This is a genomic window from Corallococcus sp. AB049A (assembly GCF_003668885.1).
GTDB classification, from domain to species: Bacteria; Myxococcota; Myxococcia; order Myxococcales; family Myxococcaceae; genus Corallococcus; species Corallococcus interemptor.
The window spans coordinates 1-16,453 of sequence record NZ_RAWL01000182.1 but is presented as its reverse complement, the minus strand read 5'-3'; the positions used below and the strand labels follow the sequence as shown (position 1 = coordinate 16,453).

At 71.3% G+C, this 16,453-nt stretch carries 14 protein-coding genes and 1 pseudogene; 3 read left to right on the top strand and 12 right to left on the bottom strand.

From position 1 onward, the window contains the following. Positions 1 to 181: 181 nt before the first annotated feature. Entirely contained in the window at positions 182 to 1,078 is an 897-nt protein-coding gene (locus D7X55_RS20215) for a hypothetical protein (protein ID WP_120547975.1), read from the bottom strand. Positions 1,079 to 1,216: 138 nt separating this feature from the next. On the opposite strand from D7X55_RS20215, the gene D7X55_RS20210 reads away from it, so the two are divergent. Continuing rightward, positions 1,217 to 2,836, top strand: a complete 1,620-nt coding sequence (locus D7X55_RS20210; RefSeq protein ID WP_120547976.1) for a leucyl aminopeptidase — start codon at positions 1,217 to 1,219, stop codon at positions 2,834 to 2,836. A 49-nt stretch (positions 2,837 to 2,885) separates the two neighbouring features. On the opposite strand, the gene D7X55_RS20205 is transcribed toward D7X55_RS20210, so the two are convergent. The 6 genes from D7X55_RS20205 to ruvB all read right to left on the bottom strand — a co-directional run bounded on the left by D7X55_RS20205 (position 2,886) and on the right by ruvB (position 9,980). Next, the gene (locus D7X55_RS20205; protein WP_120548029.1) at positions 2,886 to 3,503 is read right to left on the bottom strand and encodes a hypothetical protein; all 618 of its coding nucleotides are present in this window, start codon (positions 3,501 to 3,503) and stop codon (positions 2,886 to 2,888) included. A 124-nt stretch (positions 3,504 to 3,627) separates the two neighbouring features. Beyond that, positions 3,628 to 4,866 carry a DUF4388 domain-containing protein gene (locus D7X55_RS20200; protein WP_120547977.1) on the bottom strand — a complete coding sequence of 413 codons (1,239 nt, stop codon included), beginning with the start codon at positions 4,864 to 4,866 and terminating at the stop codon, positions 3,628 to 3,630. Positions 4,867 to 4,894: 28 nt separating this feature from the next. Then, positions 4,895 to 5,989 carry a thioredoxin domain-containing protein gene (locus D7X55_RS20195; protein WP_120547978.1) on the bottom strand — a complete coding sequence of 365 codons (1,095 nt, stop codon included), beginning with the start codon at positions 5,987 to 5,989 and terminating at the stop codon, positions 4,895 to 4,897. A 56-nt stretch (positions 5,990 to 6,045) separates the two neighbouring features. Next, positions 6,046 to 6,990 carry a UDP-3-O-acyl-N-acetylglucosamine deacetylase gene (gene lpxC, locus D7X55_RS20190; RefSeq protein WP_120547979.1) on the bottom strand — a complete coding sequence of 315 codons (945 nt, stop codon included), beginning with the start codon at positions 6,988 to 6,990 and terminating at the stop codon, positions 6,046 to 6,048. Between the two features lie 448 nt (positions 6,991 to 7,438). Then, complete coding sequence (locus D7X55_RS20185) at positions 7,439 to 8,923, bottom strand: hypothetical protein (RefSeq protein WP_121723920.1); 1,485 nt, start codon at positions 8,921 to 8,923, stop codon at positions 7,439 to 7,441. Between the two features lie 19 nt (positions 8,924 to 8,942). Then, positions 8,943 to 9,980, bottom strand: coding sequence for a Holliday junction branch migration DNA helicase RuvB (gene ruvB / locus D7X55_RS20180; protein WP_014395312.1), 1,038 nt, complete (start codon positions 9,978 to 9,980; stop codon positions 8,943 to 8,945). Between the two features lie 119 nt (positions 9,981 to 10,099). On the opposite strand from ruvB, the gene D7X55_RS20175 reads away from it, so the two are divergent. Then, the gene (locus tag D7X55_RS20175) at positions 10,100 to 11,185 is read left to right on the top strand and encodes a hypothetical protein (RefSeq protein ID WP_121723919.1); all 1,086 of its coding nucleotides are present in this window, start codon (positions 10,100 to 10,102) and stop codon (positions 11,183 to 11,185) included. Between the two features lie 3 nt (positions 11,186 to 11,188). Here D7X55_RS20175 and D7X55_RS20170 read toward each other — a convergent pair whose 3' ends face one another. From D7X55_RS20170 to D7X55_RS20150, 5 genes are all read right to left on the bottom strand, one after another. Next, the gene (locus D7X55_RS20170; RefSeq protein WP_121723918.1) at positions 11,189 to 12,673 is read right to left on the bottom strand and encodes an ELWxxDGT repeat protein; all 1,485 of its coding nucleotides are present in this window, start codon (positions 12,671 to 12,673) and stop codon (positions 11,189 to 11,191) included. Between the two features lie 282 nt (positions 12,674 to 12,955). Then, the gene (gene ruvA / locus D7X55_RS20165; protein ID WP_120547983.1) at positions 12,956 to 13,570 is read right to left on the bottom strand and encodes a Holliday junction branch migration protein RuvA; all 615 of its coding nucleotides are present in this window, start codon (positions 13,568 to 13,570) and stop codon (positions 12,956 to 12,958) included. Then, positions 13,567 to 14,148: a crossover junction endodeoxyribonuclease RuvC gene (gene ruvC / locus D7X55_RS20160; protein WP_121723917.1), complete on the bottom strand. Its 582-nt coding sequence runs from the start codon at positions 14,146 to 14,148 to the stop codon at positions 13,567 to 13,569. The genes ruvA and ruvC overlap by 4 nt, the downstream gene beginning before the upstream one ends. A 35-nt stretch (positions 14,149 to 14,183) precedes the next feature. Next, the gene (locus D7X55_RS20155; protein WP_120547985.1) at positions 14,184 to 14,933 is read right to left on the bottom strand and encodes a YebC/PmpR family DNA-binding transcriptional regulator; all 750 of its coding nucleotides are present in this window, start codon (positions 14,931 to 14,933) and stop codon (positions 14,184 to 14,186) included. Positions 14,934 to 15,020: 87 nt separating this feature from the next. After that, positions 15,021 to 16,148: a PleD family two-component system response regulator gene (locus D7X55_RS20150; RefSeq protein ID WP_121723916.1), complete on the bottom strand. Its 1,128-nt coding sequence runs from the start codon at positions 16,146 to 16,148 to the stop codon at positions 15,021 to 15,023. A 107-nt stretch (positions 16,149 to 16,255) separates the two neighbouring features. Between D7X55_RS20150 and D7X55_RS20145 the strand changes: the two are divergent. Then, positions 16,256 to 16,453, top strand: a pseudogene (locus D7X55_RS20145) (hypothetical protein); the annotation flags it as partial.

Sequence of the window (16,453 nt, the reverse complement as noted above, 5' to 3'; positions counted from 1 at the left end):
CCCCCAACCCACCCGCCAACACACCCGCCGCCATGAGGAGCAAGACCGTCATTCCCTATCGAGGATAGGAGGCAGTCCCCGCTTCGGATAGCGGCACTTCCGCGAGGGCAACCTGCTCGATCGGCTGGATGCCCTGCACGCGGACAAAGGCCCTTGGACGCGGGCCGTGTGGATCCGTTCACTACGCGGCGGTGGCGCCCAGCGTTCCCTCTGGAAACTCCTCCAGGAACCGCGCGCGCGTGCGCGGCGTGTAGGTGCCGCGCGCCATGTATCCGTTCAGTTTCCGGATGAGCCCGCGCGTCACCTCCAGCGCGGCGTCCAGCTCCGCCGCGAAGTCGAAGTGATCATTGCGGTACAGCTCCTGGAAGGAGAGCTGCGAGAACGCCGGCAGCGCGCGCACGCGCCCCAGCGGGCTGGAGAGGAAGAGCCCGGACACGTAGAGGCCGCGCACCCACCCGTCCAGCTCCGCCTTGGTGGGGGCCTGCCCCACGCGGTCCTGGGACGCCAGGCGCACCAGCTCATAGATGCCCCGGCCAATGCCTCGCAGCGGGATGCCGGGGCTCTTCACGACCTGGAACTTCTCGCGGATGCGGGCGGTGCCCACGCCGTCCGTGCCGTCCTGTTCGCGCAGGAAGAAGAGCGTCTGGGCCCACTCCACCTGGCGCCGCGCGTCCCAGGCCCGCTCGCCCTTGCGGCGGTGGCGCAGCACCATCTGGTCCACCAGCGGGTGGAGGCGCCGGTCCAGGCTCAGGTGCGTGAAGTACCCCGCGAGGATGGCCATGCCGGCCTCCGTGCCCACCAGGGCCCCGGAGGCGACCAGCTCCGCCATCTTCAGGCCCAGGCCCACCGGGGCGCGCTCGTGGTACAGCCGCGCGAAGAGGGGCCAGCCCGTGTCCGGCTGCATCATCACCCCCAGCCCCCCGCGCACGCCGGCGCACAGCGGCAGGTCCGGCAGCGCCGCGCCGAAGCGCGCGTAGGGCAGGTCCTCGGACAACGCGCGCACCCAGTCGGCGGGGAGCCCGTCCGGGTGGGCCGCCAACCGTTCGATGGCCGTCAGATGGAGCAGCAGGGTGGGCATTGGGAGTGCACAGCTATCCAGCGCGCCGGGGCATTGCAATGGCCGAGTGGCAACCAGCGCTTTGCGAGCAACACGCGGCGCGTCTACAGTCGCGCCCCTCGGATCACCCCCTCCCTCAGCACAGGAGTCCACGTCGCCATGCAATTCAGTCTCGTCTCCGGTGAAGCCGCGCCGGTGAGCGGTGAGCTGCTCGTCATCCCCCTCTTCGAGGGCGAGCTGGGGGATTCCGCGCCCGCGCCGCTTGCGGCCGCGGACTCCGCGCTGGACGGCAAGCTGCGCGCCGCCGCCACCCAGGAGGGCTTCAAGGCCAAGGTGGACCAGTCCTTCCTCCTGCACACGCTGGGCAAGCTGGGCGCGGACCGCGTCCTCCTGCTGGGCCTGGGCAACCGCGCGCGCTTCCAGCCGGAGGTGCTGCGGCTGGCCGCGGGCCGCGCGGCGAAGACGGCGCAGCGGCTGAAGGCGACCGCCATCGGCTTCCGCCTGCCCGCCACGGACGACGCGGCGCTGGCCGTGCGCGCGGTGGTGGAGGGCCTGGAGCTGGGCGTCTACCGCTTCGACAAGTACAAGTCCTCCGCGCGCGAGGACAAGGGCGCCCCCAAGCTGAAGAGCGCCACGCTGTCGCTGCCGGAGGGCACGGAGAAGTCGCGCGCGCTGGACGACGCGCTGACGCTGGGCCTGAAGCTGGCGGAGGCCGTCAACTGGGCGCGCGACCTGGTCAACGAGCCCCCCAACGTCGTCACGCCCACGAAGCTGGCGCAGGCCGCGCAGCAGGCCGCCAAGGAGGGCGGGCTCACGGCGGAGATTGGCGGGCGCAAGGAGATTGAACGCCTGAACATGGGCATGTTCCTGGGCGTCACCGCCGGCAGCGTGCAGGAGCCCCGGCTCATCCACCTCATCTACACGCCGAAGAACGCGAAGGACGCCAGGCGCGCCCCGCTGGCGCTGGTGGGCAAGGCCATCACGTTCGACTCGGGCGGCCTGTCGCTCAAGCCCACCGAGGGCATGGTGGACATGAAGACGGACATGGCCGGCTCCGCCGCGGTGCTGGCGGCGATGAAGGTCATTGGCTCCGTGGTGAAGCCGCCCTTCCCCGTGCACGCCTTCATTGGCGCGTGCGAGAACATGCCGTCCGGCACGGCGTACAAGCCCGGTGACATCCTCACGGCGCGCAACGGCAAGACGGTGGAGATCACCAACACGGACGCGGAAGGCCGCCTCGTGCTGGGCGACATGATCACCTGGGCCGGCGAGCACGAGCCGTCCGCCATCATCGACCTGGCGACGCTCACGGGCGCGTGCATGGTGGCGCTGGGCAACTACATCGTGGGCGCGTTCGGCGACGACGACGACACGGTGAACAGCGTGCTCACCGCCGCGCGCGCCGCGGGCGAGGAGATGTGGCGCCTGCCCGTCACCGACCTGCAGAAGGACGCGCTGCGGTCCGAAGTGGCGGACATGAAGAACTCCGGCGAGCGCTGGGGCGGCGCCATCAACGCGGCCCTCTTCCTCAAGGAGTTCGTGGGCGACACGCCCTGGGTGCACCTGGATATCGCCGGCCCGTCCAACAGCCCCAAGGAGCGCGGCTACCTCAACAAGGGCGCCACCGGCGTCGGCGCGCGCACGCTGGTGGAGCTGGTGCGCCGCAGGGCCACGGAGGTCGCCTCGCAGCCGGAGCCCGTGAAGGCCCAGGCCCCCGCGAAGGCCTCCAAGGCGCCCAAGTCCGCGAAGGCCGCCAAGGGCAAGCCAGCCCGCGCTTGAGTCCCCCGCGGGCCCCACGCTCAGGACCGCGTGGGGCAGCGGGTTTGAATCACGGAGTCCGGGGCGTGGACCGCACGGCCACGCTCGGCTCCGGCAGCGGACGGACGCCCGCCATCAGGGCGTCCACGCTCTCCGTGATGCCGGCGGTGGCCTCCGTGGGCCAGGTGGCCAGCATCATCAGCACGCGGCCGGAGTTGCCCTCGCGCACGGCCACCTTGCCGCGCACGCCCTCCCCCACCTGGAAGTCGAACCCCACGGCGTTGTCCGACAGCGCGATGGGCCGCGGATCCGTGGTGGTGAAGCCCGGCTGCTGGCGCAGCCCCTGCGTCAGCCGCTCCGCGAACTGCACGGGCGTGGCGACGCCGGGCGCCACCTGCAGCACCACCTGCGCGCCCGTCACGCGGTGGCGCAGGATGACGGGGATCGCCAGCCCCTCCGGGGTGCGCTCGTTCGTCTCATCCAGCTGCCACTCCGCGGTGGGCCGGACGATTTCGAAGCCCAGGTCCTCGTCCACGTAGCGCCGCGTGGTGGACGCGACGGCGGAAGAGTCCGAGTCCATTCCGGAGCCGCCCGTGCCGGGCTCCGACCGCGTCACCGCCGGCCGGGACGCGCCACACGCCGTGCTCAGCAGCAGCACTCCCCAACCCAACATCCGCATCGCGCCCATGTCGCTCGTCCCCCGCCAGCCACCAGCCGTGGGGAGGAACGTGGACACCCCCCTCCAGGCCCGCCAGGGGCACACGGGGGCCGTGTACGCTGTCAGACGGTGGAAACTTCCCTCGGGGGCGCGCCTACGACAGGCCGCCCTGGAGGGTGCGGTAGGTGTTGGCCAGCCGCTCGGCCACGTCCGCCGGCAGCACGTTGCGCGCGGAGAACAGCGCGTAGGACACGAAGGCGTCCAGCGCCTCCAGCGCCATGGCCCGGCCCACCGCCTCGCCGCCGCTGGTGGACACGTTGGCGCGCAGCCGGGCCACGTCCACGCGCCCGTCCGGCCCCAGCGTGACGCCGTGGTAGGCCTCCTCCAGCCCCGGCGGCGGCGACTCCACGAAGCCGCGCAACAGGTCCACGTCGCGGCCCGCCTCGCGCAGCGCGCGGTGCACCAGCGACAGGAGGAGGTTGTAGCGCTCCTCCGCGGACAACAGCTCCCAGGCCATGCCCTCCACCGCGGGGCCCGGGGTTGGCGCTGGCTCCGCGGCCCGCACGGCCAGGTGGCCGCCGCGCACCGCCTCCTCCACGCCGCTGTAGAAGGCGTACTGGCTGCCCGCGTACGCGGCCCTGAGCGCGCCCAGCGTGGTGCCCTCGCCCAGCCTGGCGAACAGGGCCTCCTCGCCGGGCAGCGCGCCCTGGGGGCCGGGCGTCACGCGCATGTCGTCCGGGAAGCGGCGGCTCAGGCGGCCCGTCTCCTCCGCGCGCTTGATGCCGGTGAGCACCAGGTCGCGCGTACGCTCCGGCAGCTTCACCGCGTCCACGGCCGGCGCCTTCGCCTCCAGGAAGAGGAAGCTGCCCTCCACCATCTCGAAGAGGTTGAGCACCACCTCGCGCACCACGAACGTCATGGCGCTGTAGAGGCTGGCCTCCGACACCAGGCCCTGCGACGTGAGCACCTGGCCGATGCGGCGCGCGGGCGTCACCTGCGCCAGGGCCTGGGTGAGCTTCGTTTCGGTGAGCAGCCCCAGGCGCACCATCACCGCGCCCAGGCGCTCCCAGCGCTCGCTGGAGGTGGCGAACACCACCTGCCCGTCGCGGAAGGCCACCGTGCGGCGCACGCCGCCGTGCTGCACGACGAGCTGTCCGGTGCGGATGCCCGAGAGAATCTGGGCGAACACTTCCTCGACCGAGAGCGTCCCCAGGCTGCCGGCGAAGAAGCCGGCCGCGCCGTGGGATTCCGGGAGGAGCACCAGCCCCTCCGGCGCCAGGAAGTGCGCCGAAAGGGGCCGGGTGGGAGAGACGACGGCGGCGAGCGGCCGCTCCAGTTCGAGCGAAGCCGCCTCACCGCTCACGCGAGGCGTGGCCCTGGGTTTGGACGCCACCGCATCCCTCCCTGCAGGCGACGCGGGACTACTTCGCGCCCTTCAGCTCCGCGTCGATGATGGACTTGAACTCGTCGAAGGGCTGCGCGCCGGACAGCATGATGCCGTTGATGAAGAACGCCGGCGTGCCGCTGACGCCCACCTTGGAGCCGTCCGCCATGTCCGTCTTCACCGTGGCGGCCTTCTCACCGGAGTCGAGGCAGGCGTTGAACTTGGCGGTGTCCAGCTTCAGCTCGCCCGCGTACTTCTTCAGGTCATCCACGCCCAGCGCCTGCTGGCTGGCGAAGAGCTTGTCGTGCATCTCCCAGAACTTGCCCTGGTCGTTCGCGCACAGCGAGGCCTCGGCGGCCTTCTGCGCCTGCTTGTGGAAGTCCAGCGGGAACTGGCGGAACACCAGGCGCACCTTGTCGCCGTAGGTCTTCGTCACCTGGTCCACCGTGGCGATGGCGCGGCTGCAGAACGGGCACTGGAAGTCGCTGAACTCCACGATGGTGACCGGCGCGTTCTCCGGGCCCTTCGCCGGGCCGGTGGCGGCCACCTGCTTGCGCTCCGCGGGCGGGCGCGGGGGCTCGGGCAGCTCGTACTTCACGTTGGCGCCCTGGCGGAGGGAGTCGAAGAACTTCTGGGCCACTTCCTGCTTCTGCTGGCCGGAGAGGAAGTCCACGATCTGCGGCTTCATCTGCTCGTAGGTCGCGCCCGGGGGCAGCTGGCCCTTGGCGCCCTCGAAGACCTCCTTGATCTTCTCTTCCGGAGGCGCGGGGATCTTGTCGTCGATCTCCGCCTTGAGCAGCTGGTCCTCGGTGATGCCGCGCTTGGTGGCCTCGGCCTTCACCAGGCGCTCCGTCACCAGGCCTTCCAGGCCGCGCTTGCGCAGCTGGAACTTCTGCTTGTCCAGGTTGGCCAGCGGCTCCTTGATGCGCTCGTTGAGCTCACCGAAGGTGACCTTCTCGTTGTTGCCGAAGGTGGCCACCACGGTGTCCGGCGAAGGCTCGGCGGCATTGGCGGCCTGGGCCTGCGCGGCGGGCGCCTGGGCATTGGCCGGCGCCTTCTCCTTGTTGCAGCCGGCGGTGAGGGATGCCGCGAGGAGGGCGGCCAGGGCGATGCGAGTAGAGCGCATGGACATAGCCCGCCGACTTAATAGAGGTCCCCGGGACTGGCAAGGAATTGCCAGTCCCGCGTTCAGGCGACCAGGGGCTCCAGCTCCAACGCGCCCGTAAGGCTTGCACGGCCCGGCTCACGCCCCTCCACGTCCCGGCGGCGCGCGGTGACGATGTCGAAGCTGGAGGGGTCCGCCAGCACCTTGCGCACCAGTTTGTGATTGAGCGCGTGGCCCGTCTTGAAAGCCGTCATGTGGCCAATGACAGGCCGGCCAAAGAGCGACACGTCGCCAATGGCGTCCAGGATCTTGTGGCGCACGAACTCGTCCGGGAAGCGCAGGCCGTCCGGGTTGAGGATGGCGGCCTCGTCCACGACGACGGCGTTCTCCAGCGAGCCGCCGCGCGCCAGGCCCAGCGTCTTGAGCTTCTCCACGTCGCGCAGGAAGCCGAAGGTGCGGGCGCGGGAGATTTCACGCGAGAAGCCCCGGTCGTTCACGTCCACGTCGAAGGACTGGCCCTGGATGACGGGGTGCTCGAAGTCGATGGTGCAGCTGATGCGGAAGCGCCGGGCGGGGGTGAGCGACGCCTGCTTGTCGCCGTCCTGCACCACCACGCTCTTCTTGATGACCAGGTACTCGCGCGGCGCGTCCAGCTCATGCGAGCCGGCTTCCATGATGGCGTGCGTGAAGGGCGCCGCGCTGCCGTCCATGATGGGCACTTCCGGCCCGTCCAGCTCCGCGCGCACGTTGTCGATGCCCAGCGCCGCCAGCGCGGACATCAGGTGCTCCACCGTGCCCACCTTCACGCCGTCGCGGCCCAGGGTGGTGGCCAGCGACGTGTCCACCACGTACTCCGCCAGCGCGGGGATGCTCGCCGGGCGCGCCAGGTCCGTGCGGACGAAGACGATGCCATGCCCCGCGGGCGCGGGCTTCAGGGTCAGCGTCACGGGCAACCCGGAGTGGAGCCCCACGCCGCGGCAGACGGCCGGCTGGGAGAGGGTGCGCTGGAAGTCGGTGAACTGGAGCATGTCGGTGTCGCCTCTAAGAACTGCTTCGTACTGACATACGCGGTGTACGGCCCCGTCAGGCCGTTCCACGGCGGTCTGACGCGCTGCACATAGGAGCAATCAACATGCCACGCGGCCGTGACACAAGGACTGCGTGAGGGGGTGGCCCTGCCCTTCCCAACCCCCTGGAACTGCTGGCGCGCCGGGCACCGGGACGGGGTACGGACTGGACCGGGGCACGGACACCCCTCTTGGGAAACCCACCACTGCTCCTCCCACCGTGACAGCGATGTCCGGAATTCATCCTTCGAATGCCGGCGCCCCCGGGTGTTTTCGCGCCAACCGGGAGTGCGTGTCACCCACGCAACAGAGGCGCGTCTCTATCCCAGGCGAGTGCCCGGAAGCAAACGCGCATCCGGGACTCACCGGGAGTCCGGGGCTTGACGGAAATCGTGACCGGGAGGCCGGGTCAGCGAGCAGGCGGCAGGAAGCGGTCGCGCAGGGCTTCCGCGTCCGGCCGATCGAAGCCGCGGCCCTGGAGCAGCGAGCGGCGGCTGACGGCGTGGAAGGTGGTCTCCAGCGTCTGTGAAAACCGCCGGAGGTCCTCCGCCAGGCGGCTGCGGATGCCCGGGCCTTCCGGGGGCCAGGGCAGCTCCACCAGGAGCGAGGTGAAGCGGTCGAAGGCGTCGTAGTCCGCGTAGCGCAAGAGCTGGTAGCCGCCGTCGTGGAAGTAGTCGAGGAACGACCTGAGGGCCTCCAGCACGCGCTCGGCGGCGACGACGTCCTCCGAGCGCAGGTGGCTTTCAGCGGCGCGGCACAGCTGGGCGTAGACCCACAGGTCCTTGCGCAGGCGCAGCGCGGCGTCCTGGGGGCTGGTGAGGTGGGCGAAGGCCTCGTCCCCCAGCGAGCCGTTGGGGGCCAGCGCGTCCACCAGCGCGACGATCTGCTGGCGCAGGAGCGTGGTGAAGGCCTCCGCGGCGCGCAGGGGGGCGGCCGGGTCGCGGTCCAGGTCCACCAGCACCTCGCGGGAGATGCGGTCCGTCTCCCGGGCCAGGTCGCGCGCGGCGCGCAGCGTGGCGGCCTGCAGGGGCTTCGTGCCGGCCTTGGGGGACAGCTCCGTGTGCAGGTAGCTGGCGACGGCGGAGACCTCTCCGCGCACCAGGGACAGCAGCACGCGCACGCGGCGCGGCACGGGCGGCTGTGACTCCGGATCCACGTGCGTCAGGTAGTGCAGCACGCGGAAGAGGCCCAGGAACGCGGTGGTGAAGAGGGGCCGCGTGTCCGAAGGCAGCGTGCCCAGCACGTCCAGCAGGCGCACGGAGCGAAGCCGGTCGTACTCGACGCGGAACTCCAGCGGGCGGAAGGGGCGGAAGTAGCGGTTGAGGACGATCTCCCGCAGCGTCAGCTTGCCCACGTCCTGGAACAGCGACAGGCCGATGAGCGGCAGCTGGAGCAGGTTGTCGAGCAGGTTCTTCAGCGCGTCGAAGGCCTCGCGCACGACGAAGAGGCTCTCCGGCGGGGTCTCCTGGTCCAACTCTTCTTCAATCAGCAGCCGGCGCACGCGGTCATCCGCGAGCTGGGTCTCCACGTACTTGCGGAAGACCATCTTCGGGTCGCTGTCCGGGTCCTGCAGGTGCCGGGCGACGCGCACCGCGCGCTCCATGGCGTCGCGCACGTCCACCAGCTCCTCGTGGAAGTCGCGCGTGACGAGCGGGCGGGCGCGGGCGTCCACCACGGAGTTGTGGAGGTTCAGGTAGCGCTCCACGGCGCGCAGCCACATCTCGAACTCGAAGAGCAGCTCCTCGCGGCCCTCCACCGGGACGCCGCGCAGCCAGCGCTCGCGCTCCGCGAGGAAGCCCGCGCGCGTGGCCTGCGAGGCGCGCATCAGGTCGCCGTAGTAGTCGCGGGGACTGGGGAGGACCGTGGGCACGGCGGGCGCGGAGGCTTGGCTCATGGCGGAGAAGAGGTGCGGGTTAGAAGAGCGCCCCTTGTGGGGAGCTGGGGGGCGGCGTCTTCTTGAAGTACTGGTAGGTGCGCAGCGTGGCGGTGCGGCCGCGGGGCGTGCGCATGAGGAAGCCCTCCTGCATGAGGAAGGGCTCGTAGACGTCCTCGATGGTGTCGCGCTGTTCGCCCACGCTCGCGGCGATGGTCTCCACGCCCACCGGGCCGCCGCCGAACTTCTCCAGGATGGTCAGGAGGATTTTCCGGTCCATCGCGTCCAGACCGCTGGCGTCCACGCCCAGGCGGCTGAGCGAATCATGCGCCAGGTCGTAGGTGATGCGGCCGTTGCCCTCCACCTGGGCGAAGTCGCGCAGGCGGCGCAGGAGGCGGTTGGCGATGCGGGGCGTGCCGCGCGAGCGGGTGGAGACCTCGCGGCTGGCGGCGCGGTCCATGGGCACGCCGAGGATGCGCGCGGAGCGGTCGAGGATCTGCTCCAGGAACTTCGGCTCGTAGTACTCCAGGCGATCCTGGATCTGGAAGCGGTCGCGCAAGGGGGACGTGAGCAGGCCCGTGCGCGTGGTGGCGCCCACCAGGGTGAAGGGCGGCAGATCAATCTTCATCGCGCGGGCGGCGGGCCCGGTGTCGATGGTGATGTCCAGCCGGAAGTCCTCCATGGCCGGGTAGAGGTATTCCTCCACGGCGGCGTTGAGGCGGTGGATTTCATCGATGAAGAGGATGTCCCGCTCGTTGAGGTTGGTGAGCAGGCCGGCCAGGTCGCCCTTCTTCTCCAGCGCGGGGCCGCTGGTGACGTGGATGCCCACGCCCAGCTCGTTCGCGATGATGTGCGCGAGCGACGTCTTGCCCAGGCCCGGGGGGCCGGAGAACAGACAGTGATCCAGCGCGTCACCGCGGCTCCTGGCCGCGGCCACGTACACCTTGAGCTTTTCGACGACCGTCCCCTGCCCCACGTACTCGTCGAAGGTGCGCGGGCGCAGGGAGGCCTCCAGCCGGATGTCTTCCGGCTGAACATCTCCCGAGAGGGTGTCGTCGGACTTCCTCGCCATCGCCATTGCGACCCTATACAGCGAAGGGGCCACATGTCGCTGCCCTTCTGGCGGCGCTAGAGTCCGAGTGGCACGCCGACCGGCCAGCCAGGGGGGCTGCTCCCCTGCCCGAAGGGAGTCGCGTCATGATTTCCGCCTCCGCCCCGTTCCGTCCCCTGCCCCTCCTGCCGGAGGCCCGCGCCGAGCGTTCGCCCGGCCCCCGGTTGCAGAAGCTGCGCCGCGCCACGCTGGAGGCCCGCGAGGCCTTCGTCCAGGAGGGCCCGGTGGCGGCGGTGGCCACGTGCGACCTCATCACGTTCCCCTACCCCACCCTGTTCGCGTTCAGCGGCGCGGCGCTGTCACCCGCACCGTACGTGATGATGACCAACCGCATGCAGGTGGTGCAGTTCGCGGAAGCCGGCACCGGCCAGCGCAGGACGCTGCTCTTCAACCCCACCGACTACGAGCGGGGCCACGCGGCGCCCTTCTACCGCGCGCTGCGCGAGCGCTACGGCGCGTTCCTGTCCGACAAGGTGATGTCCACCCGCCACGGCACGGTGCAGACCCACCTGGAGCAGCTGGGGCTGACGCCGTCGGACGTGGACTACCTGGCCTTCGACCACCTGCACATCCAGGACCTGCGCGGCTGGCTGGGCGGTGACGGCACCCCGCCCGTCTTCCCCCGGGCGAAGCTGCTGGTGCAGCGCGCGGAGTGGACCATGGTGAAGCACCTGCACCCCATGCAGCACGTGTGGTTCGTGCCCGGCGGCGCGGACATCCCCGAGGAGCGCGTGGTGCTGCTGGACGGGGACACGTGGCTGGGCCAGGGCGCGGCGCTGCTCAGCACGCCCGGCCACACGCAGGGGAACATGTCCCTGGCGGTGGCCACCGCGAATGAAGTGTTCGTCGTCAGCGAGAACGGCGTGAGCACGGAGAGCTACACGCCGCTGTTGTCGCGCATCCCCGGCGTGCGCCGCTTCGCGGAGCAGATGGGCTGGGAGGTGGTGCTCAACGGCAACACGCGCGAGGACTCGCTGGAGCAGTACGCGTCCATGGTGGTGGAGAAGCTCTTCGCGGGCCCGTCCGCGCACGACGCGTCGTTCGTGAACTTCCACCCGTCGTCGCTGCTCACCGCGCACCTCTTGGCCCCGGGCCTGGGGCCCACCGTGGTGCTGCCCGCGCCGAACACGGGCGGGCTGCACCCCACGCCCGCGATGCGGCGCGCGGCGTAGCGCTCAGGGTTCCAGGAAGGCGCAGCGGGCCGCGGGGAGGAAGGGCAGCGCCCAGGGCTCCTCGCCCTGGTCCATGTCCGTGGCGATGAAGAAGATGGAGCCTCCCGCGCGCACGAACCCACGGGGGTTCGCGCTCAGCCCCGCGGGGGCGATGTCGCGCATGGGGTCCGCGCGGCCCGGGTCTCCGTTGGAGAACCAGCCCTCGCGGCCCCGCCCGGCCGTGGTCGCGGAGAAGAAGAGCCACCCGTCCGCCGCCGCGAAGGCCATGGGGTTGCTGCTTCCGGGGCCCGGCTCCAGGTCCTGCACGAGCAGCGTGCCCTGCGCCGTGCCGTCGCTTCGCCACAGCTCGCGGCCGTGCGCGCCGTCCTCCGCCGCGAAGTACAGCCGGCCGTCCATCACCGTCAGCCCCGTGGGCAGCGAACTCCCGGGCCCCGGCCACACGTCCTTCACCATGCGGGTGCCCAGGAACGTGCCGTCGCTCCTCCACAGCTCGCCGCCGTGGAGCAGGTCCCCGGGCTCGCCGAAGAAGCCCTCCGCGCCGGCCATGAAGTACACGGCGCTGCCCAGCGGCGTGAGCTGCGCCGGGTAGTCCCCCGGGAAGTGCAGGAGCGGGAAGGTGAGGAGGTACTGGCCCCAGGTCACCCAGAGGTCCGCTTCGCCAAAGCCCATGTCCACGAGGAAGAAGAGGCGGTCCCTTCCCGCGGGCGTCAGCGAGAAGAGGATGGCCTGCTCCGGCCCCCGGAAGAGCACCCGCGAGGTGCCGGTGCGGCCGTCCAACAGCCACAGCGTCACCGCGTCGCCGTACGCCACCAGCGCCAGCTTGCCGTTCCACTCCGTCAGGTCGTCCAGGTACAGCGAGCCCGGGCCGGGCGCGAACTCCTGCGTGAGCTGCGTGCCCCGCGCCGTGCCGTCCGTGCTCCACAGCTCGCGGCCGTGCACGCCGTCATCCGCGGTGAAGTACAGCCGCGCGCCCACCACCGTCAGCGCCTCGGGCGCGCTGCCCTGGGCCCCGCGCCGGAGGTCCGCCACCAGCACCGTGCCCCGCGCGGTGCCGTCCGACAGCCACAGCTCCGGTCCATGCGCCCCGTCGTCCGCGACGAAGAACAGCCGGCCGCCCATCCGCGTGAGGAAGCGCGGCGTGCTGCCGTAGGCGCCCGGCCGGAGGTCCGCCACCCGGCGCGCCCGCGGGGTGCTGCCGTCCGTCACCCACAGCTCGCGGCCGGACACGCCGTCGTCCGCGGAGAAGAAGACGAGCCCACCCGCCTCCACCAGCCCCTCCGGCGCCGAGCCCTCGGCGCCGCGCCGCACGTCCCCCACGGGCCGCGCGGACGGGCCACAGGGCCGCGACGTCCCGGACACCGCCGGCTCCGCATCCAACGCCGCCGACGCCAGGCCCACCGCGGACACATCCTCGCCGTCCTCGGCGCCGCACCCGATGACGCCGGAGAGCAGCAGCACGAGGACCGGAACACCACGCCACGCCGCCATGACGCACGCCTCCTGGGACGGACGCGGCCGAGGGCTGCCGCGTCCGCGCTGCAAATTGGTGCTCTCAGTGGAATGGGCCAGCCCATGGCCGGCCAGGATGGCGCCCGGATGTCCACCGGAAATCGGTGCGGCGCGCCGGATGCCCTCGCCCGAACACCCGGTGCATCCACCGGGCGACAGTCAGGGACTTCTACGGCAATAAGAATTGCGCGTATTTTCCCGGGATTTCACGCCCCGTGAAGCACCGCGTCTTGCCCTGTAGGGCCGCGCGGTGTCCGGGAGTCAGGGCGTGGAGCGCAGGGACTTGAGGGCTTCGCGGAAGAGCGCCTGGAAGTTGGTGTCCGGGCCCAGCCGCTCGATGACGACGTCCGCGGCCTTCTCCGCCTGGGGCTGCTTGTAGCCCAGGTTGAGCAGCGCGGAGACGAGGTCCGCCTTGTTGCTGGAGGTGACGGGCGCCTTGGGCGTGGTGCCCCTCGCGATGCCCTCCGAGTGCAGGTTGCGCACCTTCTCCTTGAGCTCCAGCACCAGCCGCTCCGCGGTCTTCTTGCCCACGCCGTGGATCTTCGCGAGCCGCGCTGTCTCACCGCGTGACAGCGCCGCGATGAGCTCGCCCACCTCCATGCCGGACATCACGCCCAGGGCCATGCGCGGGCCGACGCGGGACACGGTGTTGAGCAGCTGGAAGAGCTCCTCCTCCGCGGGGGAGAGGAAGCCGAAGAGCTCGAAGGCGTCCTCGCGCACCACGGTGCGGATGCGCAGGTCCACCGGCTGGCCGTCCGCGGGCAGCTTGCCCAGCGACACGGTGGACAGGTTCACGCGGTAGCCCACGCCGTTCACGTCGACGACGGCGTCTTCAGGGCCCTTCTCCAACACGTTGCCACGCAGCCGGGCGATCATCGGCGGGCCTCCGGGCGCTGGTAGGCGGACGACAGGCGGTCCGCGAGCACCGACGCGGCCCCCTTGCGCTTGCCGTTCCCAGGCGAGACGGCGCGGGGCATGCCCACGCGGAAATGATTGAGATGGCACAGCGCGACGGCGAGCGCGTCGCTGGCATCCGCGCGCTCCAGCGCCGCTTCATCCACGCCCAGGAGCGTGCGCACCATGCGCGCCACGGCGTCCTTGCCGCCCGCGCCGCTGGCGCCCACGGACTTCTTCACGCTGGCGGGGGCGTACTCGTGCACGGGCAGGCCGGCCTGCGCCGCGGCGAGCAGCGCCACGCCTCGCGCATGGCCCAGCACCAGGGCGCTGCGGGCGTTGCGGAAGGTGAACAGGCCTTCCACGGCCACGGCCTCCGGCTGGTAGCGCTGGAGCGCGGCGCTCAAGGCGGCGTGCAGGTCCTTCAGGCGTTCAGCCAGGGGCGCGGACTCCACCACCTTGATGACGCCATGGCCCAGGTGCACGAGCTTGCTCTTCTTCTCCTCCACCACCCCGAAGCCCATGAAGCGGCTGCCAGGGTCCACGCCGAGTACGCGCACCGGCCCGTTCCTTTCCCACGCGCCCCTTCAGGGGCTCACGTGGACAGCGACTCCATCAGGGACTCGTCGATTTCGAAGTTGGCGTGCACGTGCTGCACGTCGTCGTTGTCGTCGAGCGCGTCCATCAGCTTCAACAAGCGCTTCGCGTTGTCGCCTTCCACCTTCACGGTGTTCTGCGGCACGAAGGTCCACTTCTGTTCGCCCAGGGGCAGGCCCGCGGCCTCCAGCCTGGAGCCCACCGCGTGCAGGTCCGCCGGGGCGGTGCGCACCTCGAAGCCGTCCGGCCCCTGGTCCACGACGTCCTCCGCGCCCGCCTCCAGCGCCTGCTCCATCACCTGGTCCTCGGTGGGGCCGGGCTTCACGGTGATGACGCCCTTCTTGTGGAACATCCAGCCCACGGCGCCCTCCGAGCCCATGTTCCCGCCGTAGTTGCCCAGGAGGTTGCGCACGTCGCTGGCGGAGCGGTTCCGGTTGTCGGTGAGGCACTCGATGATGAGCGCGACGCCGCCGGGGCCGTAGCCCTCGTACGTCACCTCTTCGTAGGACTCGCCGGCCAGCTCGCCCGTGCCCTTCTTGATGGCGCGCTCGATGGTGTCGCGCGGGATGTTGGACTCGCGCGCCTGGGCCACGGCCACGCGCAGGCGGGCGTTGCTGGCCGGGTCACCGCCGCCCAGCCGCGCGGCGACGGTCATCTCCTTGATGGCCTTGGAGTAGAGCTTGCCCTTGGCCACGCCCAGGACGGCGTTGCGGCGCTTGAGTTTCGACCATCGGTTGTGACCGGACATGGCGGCGGCTTCGGCGAGGGGTGGACGGGCGTTCAGCCCGTGGCGCTCCCGGCCTTGTGCCCCGAGCAGGCCGCCCGAGTCAAACCCCTACGACGTGCCCGGCTCCGGCTCTGGGGCCAGGACGGGCTCGAAGAGGCGGGGCGGCCCCGCGGACTCCCGGGCGCGCTCACGCTCCTCCACCAGGATGGCGGGCACCAGCACGCCCAGCATGAACAGCCGGGTGGCCGCCTCGTAGGCCAGGGCCTCCGGGAAGCGGCACTCCAGGAGCATCGCGCGCACGGTGCGCCGCCCGTCGAAGAGGCGCACCACCTGCTCCACGTCCTCCGGCAGCGAGGGCAGCTCCTGCGACAGCCGGGTGAAGTCCACCGTGAGCCGCGCCGCCAGGGGCAGGCCCTTGACGCGCAGCTGTTCGAAGCGCTCCAGGCCGGGCTCCACCTGGTCGCACAGGAACGCGCGGTCCATGGAGAAGGTGCCCCGGTGCAGCTCCGGGCCGAACGTCACCGTGTACGCGCCCGAGCCGAAGCACACGAGGCGCCGGAACGCGAGGCTGCCGCGCTCGCCGTGGAACGTCGCGTCCACCACCAGGCCGTGGCGGAAGATGAGGACGCCCTCCTCCTCCGACAGCACCACCCGCCCGGAGCGCACGCCGGACAGGAGCGCGCGCATCAGGGAGACGAGGGGCAGCGTCGTGGTATGCGCGTCGTAGACGTCCTCCTCGCCGCGCCGGCCGGCCTTGAGCCGCGCGAGCACCGCGATGTCGTGCGCGTCCACCGGCTCCACCAGGTACTCGTCCGCGCCCACGCCCGCGGCGAGGTCGCGGTGGAACTCCTCCGCGTGCTTCGCCACCAGCAGCACCGGCAGGTGCGAGGACCTCGGGTCGGCGCGCAGCACGCCGCAGAGGCTGAAGCCGTCGCCGTCCGGCAGGTCCGCGTCGATGATGACCAGCCGGGGCGCGTCGTTCTTCACATCCGAAGGCGCCAGGTCCGGCAGCGTCCCGCCTGGCTCCACACCCAATCGCGCCAGCGCCGCGCGCGCGCCGTCCACGAGCACGGGCTCGAAGCCTTCGCGGGCCAGCGCCTCCGCCACCCGAGGCCGCGCCGTCTCCCCCACGAGCAGCACCCAGCCCCCGTCCCCACCCGGCAGGTCGAGTGCGTCACGACCACCGGCGGGCGTGGAGGCTTCAGGGGGTGGTGCGGCGTGCAGGTAGGCAACCATGGATTCCCCATTCTTCCAGGGATCCCAAACAAATGTACAACCTGCCCCCAAGTCCCTGGATTCGTTGGGTTTTGGCCAGGCTGCATCCCAAGCTAGGGTGCGCGCCCATGACGCGCCTTGGATTGCTGCTCGCCCTTCTCGTCGTGCCCGCGTGGGCCTCTGCCCAGGAAGCCGAAGTGTCCTTTTCCCAGGAGGACCCGCTGGGCTCCGTGGTGGCGCCGGTGATGCTGCCCGCGGGGGCGACGGCGCTCTATGGCTATACGGGCGCGCCGGAGGTGGGGCTGGGGTTCCGGCAGGGCCTGGGC

Bases quoted from the DNA above. Each gene is read 5' to 3' on its own strand.
- D7X55_RS20215 (WP_120547975.1), bottom strand. From the start codon at position 1,078: ATGCCCACCCTGCTGCTCCATCTGACGGCCATCGAACGGTTGGCGGCC.
- D7X55_RS20210 (WP_120547976.1), top strand. From the start codon at position 1,217: ATGCAATTCAGTCTCGTCTCCGGTGAAGCCGCGCCGGTGAGCGGTGAG.
- D7X55_RS20205 (WP_120548029.1), bottom strand. From the start codon at position 3,503: ATGGGCGCGATGCGGATGTTGGGTTGGGGAGTGCTGCTGCTGAGCACG.
- D7X55_RS20195 (WP_120547978.1), bottom strand. From the start codon at position 5,989: ATGTCCATGCGCTCTACTCGCATCGCCCTGGCCGCCCTCCTCGCGGCA.
- lpxC (WP_120547979.1), bottom strand. From the start codon at position 6,990: ATGCTCCAGTTCACCGACTTCCAGCGCACCCTCTCCCAGCCGGCCGTC.
- D7X55_RS20185 (WP_121723920.1), bottom strand. From the start codon at position 8,923: ATGAGCCAAGCCTCCGCGCCCGCCGTGCCCACGGTCCTCCCCAGTCCC.
- ruvB (WP_014395312.1), bottom strand. From the start codon at position 9,980: ATGGCGATGGCGAGGAAGTCCGACGACACCCTCTCGGGAGATGTTCAG.
- D7X55_RS20175 (WP_121723919.1), top strand. From the start codon at position 10,100: ATGATTTCCGCCTCCGCCCCGTTCCGTCCCCTGCCCCTCCTGCCGGAG.
- D7X55_RS20170 (WP_121723918.1), bottom strand. From the start codon at position 12,673: ATGGCGGCGTGGCGTGGTGTTCCGGTCCTCGTGCTGCTGCTCTCCGGC.
- ruvA (WP_120547983.1), bottom strand. From the start codon at position 13,570: ATGATCGCCCGGCTGCGTGGCAACGTGTTGGAGAAGGGCCCTGAAGAC.
- D7X55_RS20155 (WP_120547985.1), bottom strand. From the start codon at position 14,933: ATGTCCGGTCACAACCGATGGTCGAAACTCAAGCGCCGCAACGCCGTC.
- D7X55_RS20150 (WP_121723916.1), bottom strand. From the start codon at position 16,148: ATGGTTGCCTACCTGCACGCCGCACCACCCCCTGAAGCCTCCACGCCC.